Genomic DNA, 7,853 nt, shown 5'->3' with positions numbered 1-7,853 from the left:
GACCGCATTCATCGCTGAATTATCAGACGCCGTCAGAGTTTGCAGCACGGTGGCGGAATGGAAAATGTGAGGGTAAACAAACCGACGTTACTAACTGAAGGTTGTATCTAATACTGGGGGCAGGTCACAGGCTCGGTATATGCCCGGCAAGAGGTCACGGTTACAGTGGCGAAAACCCTGCGCGACGATAGCCAGGTTACGCTCACGGGAACGATCACTGGCAGGGCCGATGATGATCACTACTGGTTAAAAGACCCGACTGGCCGCATCCGTGTCGATATAGACGATGATGATGACGATAATCGTTATCTGATTGGCAAAAAGGTACGGGTCAGCGGTGAAGTCGACCGGGATGATGGCTACAGCGAAATCAATGCAGAACGTGTTTATATCCTGAAATAAAAATCTGTAAAAAAAGCCAGCGGCAACGCTGGCTTTTTTTACCTGTCTTAACTTATCGGAACTTCAGGTTCCTTACCTTTTGCAAGCGTAATTGGTACCAACGGTACCCCCAGGCAGCAATAACGCCTGAACGTCATTATTTCTCAAAACCACTGATTTCAAATGCTGTTTAGCCATCCGGCTGAGCATTCAAGAGTTTGTCCGGAAGATTCTGCGTACTTATGTGCGTTTCTTTGAGTGTCGGCGCAGACTGAGTAGGACAACGGCTATCCACGTCTGACTGAAACGCATCGGGGAGATGAAGTACGGATGCAGCAACGGCATAGTTACTATGAATACAAATAACCATCCCTGACATGAGTGCCGTTACCCTTTTAAAAGGGATGGCCAGGGATTGATTTTTCGCGGTTCATTTCTCACATAAACCTCTCAACCCTTAACGGCCAGAAAGCAGCCTGTGAAGGCCGTTATGCATCACAGAAAATCCGGACACCAGAATTAACTCTGTAATTTGCAGGATCCCGGACATATGAGATGCATGAGGCATTATAATTTTGCAGACTCAATAACACCCTTATAAAGCTCAAGCAGCGTCAGATCATTGATGAAGGCGTTAAAAGCCATATCACCACTTAGCGAAAACTTCTTCATTACATTGTATTTATGTGCATAAATTGTTTTAGTGGAAAGATTCAGGCGTTTAGCTGTCTGCCCCACGCTATACCCTTTCTTCAGAAAACTTAGCACCTGCAGCTGGACTACTGTAATACGCGCGAAATCGCAATGCGAGCAATCTGTGGGTACAAATCCTCTGGCGCTCCCCTGATTTTCCAGCCAGAACCGGATGATTTTTTCAGCAATATCGCGAACAGAATCCCTGCGCGAAATGATAATCAAAGAACGATAGCAGAGAGGCAAATGCTCAGTAATCATGTCTTCAATATCGTCAACGAAGACCATTAAAATGCTACCGGGCTTCCGATCCCGGTAGGCAGGCTGACACATATAAAGGCGCCACTGAGCAACACTAATCAGTATAAAGTCCGCCTGACATAAATTTTTCGCGTCATAGGCGGGTAAGAATTCTACTGACGTCTCTGATAACAGTGCCTCCTCAATAATTTTGGAGATGCCCAGCCGAAAGAAGTAGTTCTCATCTGTACAAACGACTTTAAAATCCATTTTTTCCTTAAGCATCCCAAAAGTTGGATAAAAGAAGACTCAGGTAAACTTGCCATTAACCAGGGTCAGTTCGCCTTTCTCTTTTAATTCTTTCAAAACTCTGCAAATGGAGCTTTTTGAAAGATGAGAACTATTTTCAATCAGGTAAAGTGCCGAAAAGCGCTTCTTAAGATGCGGTGGCAATTTTTCCCAGCGGCCAATTAAAGAAATCACTTCATCATGTGAGTTATTCTTGGGTAGCTGGATGTAGTTCATCAGGTCTGAGTACTGGCCAGACAGAATGGACATGGCATCGTTAAAGAGGTCTTTCTCAAATACCAGTCGCCAGAACACATCGTAATCGATGAAACTGACCTTCCCATAATCGATTCTCTCCAGATAAACAGGAGGTTCATCGAGTGCCGGTGTGACACCGACAACAAAGGGAGCAGACAGGATATTTAAGACCTTATTTTCGCTCTTTAATTTCAGTAAGAAGTCACCATCAAGAATGAACATTACCCGGCGCACATTATCTTTGGTGAGATGATAACGACGCTTACCGCGTGAAATCTCATCTGGATTAGCAACCTGGGTGTACCCGGCCAGCGCATCGATGATCCGCTCATGATTCTCAGTCACTCTATACATAATAATTAACTCAATCTAACTAACACGAAGTTAGTGATTAGTAGAAAAATTAGTAAAAATCCGTTTGTTATAGTCTCTTTTTTTCGCCTGGTGTATTTCTGATCTCTGGCCTTCCCTCAAATATAAGCCATAGAAGAGGTCGTTATTGGTTTCACTATAGTAAAACCATTGCGATAAAATTCAACACCACAAACATGCAAAAAGGAAGAGTATTAAGCCAAGGAATGGCGACACAACCAGATATTTCACCGCTTAAATGCCAATTAATCAGTAACTCAAACTAACAAGTAGAGACTTACTGATAGGGTTATAACTTTTTTCTTAAAAAAGGAATCAATCATAACCATATGAAAACTAATGTTATAAAATCACCGTATTAAAACAAACAAGTATGCAGTAGCACTTTAAAAACTTGTAATAATATTTACATGGCCATTCATAAGGTGATCATTGTTAACTCCCCCGTAGAAATAAAAAAACAGCACAGCATCTGATGGCATAAATTAAACCATAGCATCCTCATAACAGACATTTAAATCGACAATCAGTCAATATATAGATTTATATTCTATTTTTGAATTTATTTTTAGGAATATATCCTGTTTTCGTGCTTGACTTTAAGCGCCCGGATTTTACCTTACATTTCATATGAAGCTCACTTACTGAGAATCAGAGTGTTTTAAGAAAACCCTATAAATTACTTCAAAGCCCTTTACCCCGCAGAATGCGTACCGTTATCAGCGTCTGAGGCTGATAGTGCCGCATCAACACAAGATAACTAAACCGGTATGAAAAGAAATAATTTATCGATAAGGTGAATAACCTCATCAAGCCCACCTAAATTATAATGAATGTAAACAGAATGTAATAAGTCCATAGCTTCTATAGCCAGTGGTAACCGCACCAAATATCAATTATGGCTATTTTACTATTTTATTTTTTATGGCCTCCTAATCTAATAACGCCGTTCGCTTGAAGCGGCGTTTTAAAAAATTTCATTACTGAATAATTGAATAACTAATTAATCCTGGAGATATAAATGAGAGAGTTAACAACTGTTGAAATGCAGACCGTTTCAGGCGCAGGCGTTTTTGATTTCATCGGTTCAGTCGTTGTAGGTGCAGCTGCAGGTATTACTGCTTTCGGTCTCAAATGGGCCATGAGCGGCGGTAGCACGGGCGGCGTATTGGGCGTTGGTATTATCTCTGGCGGTGTTGGTCTGATCGTGGGTGCCGTTGTGGGTCTGGTCGATGGCGCACTTTATGGCGCGATGAATGGCTGGGAAACAACTGCAGGCTGGTTCAATAATATTGTTGAAAACCAGCTTGACCTGGGAACAGGTGTAATTACTGCATAAGGAAAAATCATGCGTGAATTGAAAAGTAATGAAATTGCAGGCGTTAGTGGCGGCTCATTAACTTCCGTAATTTTAGATTTCTTCAAACAGATTGGCGAAAGCTCCAAAGAAAAAACTGAGTGGGTACGTCCGGAATCAATACCAGAAGCTAACCCGGTTAGCGGTACTGCTTTTGGCATGGGTATTGTCGGTGTTGCTGCGGCCGTAGTTTTCGGCCTGCTGATGTTCTGATTTACCTGGAGGTCGATAGACTTCCGGGAAGGAATGAGCGCTTGTCATAAAACTCAATCGCTCATAATTAAATGTTGTTCACTATTTTATACAAAGGAAAGTATATGAAAAAGGTATCTATGGTTGCTATGGGTCTGCTGCTGGCAGCGGCGCAGGTTAATGCAGCAGAAGCTTCAGATGGCACAATTAACTTCACCGGCACCATTGCATCTCAGACCTGTACCGTAAGTGTTAACGGCGGAAGCAGTACTGCCACCGTTACCCTGCCGAAAGTAGCGGCCGGTGTATTAAATGCGGCAGGTGCCGTTGCAGGCAACACTCGCTTTACTCTGGCGCTGAGCAACTGCTCCGCAACAACTGGCAATGTCTACGCTTACTTTGAGCAGGGCGCTGGTGTGAACGCCAACGGTCGCCTGACTAACACAGGTACTGCTACAGGTGTTGATCTGCAACTGCTGGACAGCGCTAACAACGCCATCAATGCAGGCAGCACTGAACAGTCTACCGCTCCTGCAACTGTCGCTCTGACAGCAGGGGCTGGCACCCTGTCTTACTCAGCTCAGTACTATGCAACTGCTGCTGCAGAAGCGGGTACCGTTGCATCAACAGTAAACTATTCAATCAATTACCTGTAATTGATTTGGTGAGGGCAATGCCCTCACCACTCTTCCCCTTTCATCACTTCAGTTACTATCATGAAAAAAAAAAGTTTTAAATTTCTAATCTCCTGTTTGCTTACTTGCGCAATGACTTCGTCTGCCTTTGCCAGTGTGACCATTATTGGTACCCGGGTAATCTACCCTGCTTCCGAGAAAGAGGTTACTGTTCGTCTGGATAACCGCGGCGATCATCCCGCGCTTGTTCAGGCATGGGTTGATAACGGAAATCCTAACGAAGCAGTCGATAAAATAAATGTGCCTTTCGTTTTATTACCTCCTGTTTTCCGTATGGAGGCGAATAAAGGGCAAACGTTACGTATTGTTTTTACGGGTGCCAATTTGCCCACGGACAAAGAATCTATCTTCTGGCTTAATGTCCTTGATATACCTCCTCGTGATAAAAGCCTGGCTAACCAGAACCAGTTGCAAATGGCGATCCGCAGTCGCATCAAGATTTTTTATCGTCCAGTTCAGTTTGATACAGCGCAGGCCAATAAAGCTGCGTCAGGACTGGTATGGCGTCACGGTCAAAAACCTAATTTTCTTTCCGCAACTAACAACTCACCTTTCTACGTTAACGTCTCACAGATTAATGCAGAAGATAACGCAGGTCATAAATTAGTCAGTGAAAAAGGGGAAATGCTGGCACCTGGCGAAACTAAAGAGTTTCCGTTGAAAGGAATGAGAACAAGTCAAATAAAAACCACATTTAATTATCAGTATCTGGACGATTTTGGTGCAGCACGTCAGGTTGAAAGCAAAATAAACGAGTAGCTTTTGATAATTATCCAGGGGAAATTATGATGGCAAGGACGGTATTTTTTAATAAACCAACTGGCAAAAATTTTTATCGCTCTTTTCTGGCGCTGTTTCTGACCGCAGCAACTCAGTCAGCGTTTGCTGAAACTGCTTATGATTTCGATGAATCTTTTGTAAAAAATTTAGCTGGTGTAAAAGTAGATGTTTCCCGCTACGCAACAGGTAACCCCATTGATCCCGGCATCTACACGCTGGATATCTTTTTAAATGGCCGTCAGATTGGTCGGGAGAATGTTCAGGTTGTGCGTGAGGGAGCCGGTACTAAGGCCTGTCTTTCCTATGATCTGGTAAAAATCCTTTCCATTAAAGATACAGTTTTCAGCTCTGATCAAGCTGAAGAGTTACGTACAGGTAAGCAATGTATAGCACTGGAAAATGTGGTTAAGGAGAGTCATGCCGCAATCAACACCGCTGATATGCAAATGGACATCTCAATTCCACAGATTTATCTGCTGCGCTCAGCACGTGGCTATGTCGCTCCAGAATTCTGGGATAAGGGCGAAACGGCATTAACACTTAACTATGACACCAACTATTACCGCTCTGTTAACGACGGACGTGAATATGACTCTTTTTATGGCAGGGCGCTGGCAGGTTTTAACCTTGGCGGTTGGATGTTTCGTCATGATGGCTCATTAAGCTGGCGACGCCAGCAAGGTGAGGAGTCTCATCACTATAATGCCATCAACACCTATGTTCAGCGTGATATCCCGCAGCTGAAATCACGCTTATTGTTAGGTGAAGGTAATACGAGTGGCGAACTCTTTGATACCCTCTCATTCCGCGGTGCGCAGATATCGACTGTCGATCAAATGTGGCCTGATTCACAACGTGGTTACGCACCAGAAATTCGTGGTGTTGCGCGTACTAATGCTCAGGTAACTGTATCGCAAAATGGCAGTAAAATTTATGAGACAACAGTTTCGCCAGGCCCCTTTAACATCTCCGACCTCTACCCTACCGGCTACGGTGGCGACTTAGATGTTACTGTAAAAGAAGCTGACGGCAGCGAAACGCGCTTTTCAGTACCCTATGCAGCTATGACGAGACTGAAGCGCCCGGGCATGACGTTCTACTCTGTGACGGGAGGTGTGTCGCGTAAAGACAATATGGCTTATACGCCTTCTGTTTATCAGGGCACCATTCAGCATGGCTTTACCAATAGCCTGACCGGTTATACCGGTATCCTGGGATCAGATAACTATATCTCAGCGCTGTTAGGCGGTGCATTTGGGTTACCCATAGGCGCTATCTCTCTGGATATCACCGGTGCTCAGACAAAATATGGCGATGAGAAAAAGCAGGGTGTGAGCTATCGTGCGACCTACAGTAAAAAAGTTTCTCAGACTGACACCAACTTTACCCTCGCAGCGTATAGATTTTCGTCATCAGGCTATTACAGCTATGACAATGCTCTGCAAATTAATAACTATTACAAAAAGAATAAAATTAACGGGACAAATTATCTCTCACGGCCTAAACAACGCTTTTCACTGACTGCCAGCCAAAATTTTGGAGAGTCATATGGGAATATCTATCTTACTGGTTTCGTTCAAAATTACTGGAACAGCACCGGTACAAACACCCAATTTCAGTTAGGCTATAATAATAGAATTGGTCGTGTATCCTATACATTATCAGCAAACCGATTATTATATTCAACCGGTGGGCATGACACGCAACTCTCACTCGACTTCTCTATACCGCTTGGTAGTGAAAGTAAGAATTATGTAACCGGAAGCGCCACACATAATAAAGAGGGTGTAACTGCTCAAACTGCAGTTAATGGCGTGCTAGGTGAAAATGATCAATATAGCTATAACGTAGGTGCTGCACGCGATATCGATAATAAAAAGTCAGGCTCGATCGGTGGTCAATATCGTTCACCTTACAGCATGCTGACAGCGTCATATACAAAGGGAGAGGACTATTATTCAGCCTCAGCAGGTGCCAGCGGAACCGTGGTTGCCTTGCCTGATAGCATCAACTTTAGTGCTTATCAGTCAACAACGTATGCTGTAGTAAGTGCCGCTGATGCGGAAGGGGCTCGGGTGCTTGGTTATCCAAATATAGTGCTGGACGGAAGCGGCAGAGCAATAGTACCTAATCTTAATCCGTACAGGATAAATGAACTGGCGATTGATCCGAAAGGTATTCCGCTTGATGTTGAGCTGGAGTCAACTCAGCAGCGCGTTATTCCTGTTGAAGGTGCTGTAGTCAGACTGGACTATAAAACCAGTAAGGGAAAACCACTTTTAATACGGGCAAATCAGCCCAATGGCAATGCCTTACCCTTTGGTGCGTCAGTTAATGATGAAAATGGCAATCTGGTAACGACTGTTTCACAGGGTGGTCAGATTTACGTCAGGCTGAATAAAGATGTCAGCCGTCTGCATGTTTCATGGGGAAAAACGGCAAATGACAATTGCCTGGTTAACCTTGAATCTGGTGCCGTTCAGTCCAGTGAGAATCAGGCACTGGCGAGACTGACGACAACCTGTAGTAGCGATCAAATGCAGCCGGTGCGGTACGCTTCTAATACCGACAATAAAGATACACAGGGTTAATGAGGT

7 protein-coding genes and 1 pseudogene are annotated in these 7,853 nt (G+C 44.0%); 6 read left to right on the top strand and 2 right to left on the bottom strand.

Annotation, left to right across the window (positions count from 1 at the left end; genetic code table 11):
* Positions 1-138: 138 nt before the first annotated feature.
* A pseudogene (locus F3I44_RS21165) lies at positions 139-402 on the top strand (NirD/YgiW/YdeI family stress tolerance protein); the annotation flags it as partial.
* A 546-nt stretch (positions 403-948) separates the two neighbouring features.
* Here F3I44_RS21165 and F3I44_RS21160 read toward each other — a convergent pair.
* Entirely contained in the window at positions 949-1,584 is a 636-nt protein-coding gene (locus tag F3I44_RS21160) for a LuxR family transcriptional regulator (RefSeq protein WP_150015384.1), read from the bottom strand.
* Positions 1,585-1,623: 39 nt separating this feature from the next.
* A complete protein-coding gene (locus tag F3I44_RS21155) occupies positions 1,624-2,214 on the bottom strand; it encodes a helix-turn-helix domain-containing protein (protein WP_013356578.1) in 591 nt (196 codons plus the stop codon).
* 1,039 nt (positions 2,215-3,253) lie between these two features.
* Between F3I44_RS21155 and F3I44_RS21150 the strand changes: the two genes are divergently transcribed.
* From F3I44_RS21150 to F3I44_RS21130, 5 genes are all read left to right on the top strand, one after another.
* Positions 3,254-3,571: a hypothetical protein gene (locus F3I44_RS21150; RefSeq protein ID WP_150015383.1), complete on the top strand. Its 318-nt coding sequence runs from the start codon at positions 3,254-3,256 to the stop codon at positions 3,569-3,571.
* Between the two features lie 9 nt (positions 3,572-3,580).
* A complete protein-coding gene (locus tag F3I44_RS21145) occupies positions 3,581-3,802 on the top strand; it encodes a hypothetical protein (RefSeq protein WP_150015382.1) in 222 nt (73 codons plus the stop codon).
* Between the two features lie 71 nt (positions 3,803-3,873).
* Positions 3,874-4,437 carry a fimbrial protein gene (locus tag F3I44_RS21140; protein ID WP_223811724.1) on the top strand — a complete coding sequence of 188 codons (564 nt, stop codon included), beginning with the start codon at positions 3,874-3,876 and terminating at the stop codon, positions 4,435-4,437.
* A gap of 60 nt (positions 4,438-4,497) precedes the next feature.
* Positions 4,498-5,235 (top strand): molecular chaperone, encoded by a 738-nt coding sequence (locus F3I44_RS21135; RefSeq protein ID WP_150015381.1) that lies wholly within the window; start codon positions 4,498-4,500, stop codon positions 5,233-5,235.
* A gap of 26 nt (positions 5,236-5,261) precedes the next feature.
* Positions 5,262-7,847: a fimbria/pilus outer membrane usher protein gene (locus F3I44_RS21130; protein ID WP_150015380.1), complete on the top strand. Its 2,586-nt coding sequence runs from the start codon at positions 5,262-5,264 to the stop codon at positions 7,845-7,847.
* Positions 7,848-7,853: the final 6 nt, after the last annotated feature.

The sequence above is a fragment of the Pantoea sp. F_5 genome (assembly GCF_008631595.1).
Lineage (GTDB): Bacteria > Pseudomonadota > Gammaproteobacteria > Enterobacterales > Enterobacteriaceae > Pantoea > Pantoea gossypiicola.
This window is presented reverse-complemented; position numbering and strand designations above follow the sequence as displayed.

Coding starts and splice junctions, on each gene's coding strand:
- F3I44_RS21135 (WP_150015381.1), top strand. CDS start 4,498: ATGAAAAAAAAAAGTTTTAAATTTCTAATCTCCTGTTTGCTTACTTGC.
- F3I44_RS21150 (WP_150015383.1), top strand. CDS start 3,254: ATGAGAGAGTTAACAACTGTTGAAATGCAGACCGTTTCAGGCGCAGGC.
- F3I44_RS21130 (WP_150015380.1), top strand. CDS start 5,262: ATGATGGCAAGGACGGTATTTTTTAATAAACCAACTGGCAAAAATTTT.
- F3I44_RS21155 (WP_013356578.1), bottom strand. CDS start 2,214: ATGTATAGAGTGACTGAGAATCATGAGCGGATCATCGATGCGCTGGCC.
- F3I44_RS21140 (WP_223811724.1), top strand. CDS start 3,874: ATGTTGTTCACTATTTTATACAAAGGAAAGTATATGAAAAAGGTATCT.
- F3I44_RS21160 (WP_150015384.1), bottom strand. CDS start 1,584: ATGGATTTTAAAGTCGTTTGTACAGATGAGAACTACTTCTTTCGGCTG.
- F3I44_RS21145 (WP_150015382.1), top strand. CDS start 3,581: ATGCGTGAATTGAAAAGTAATGAAATTGCAGGCGTTAGTGGCGGCTCA.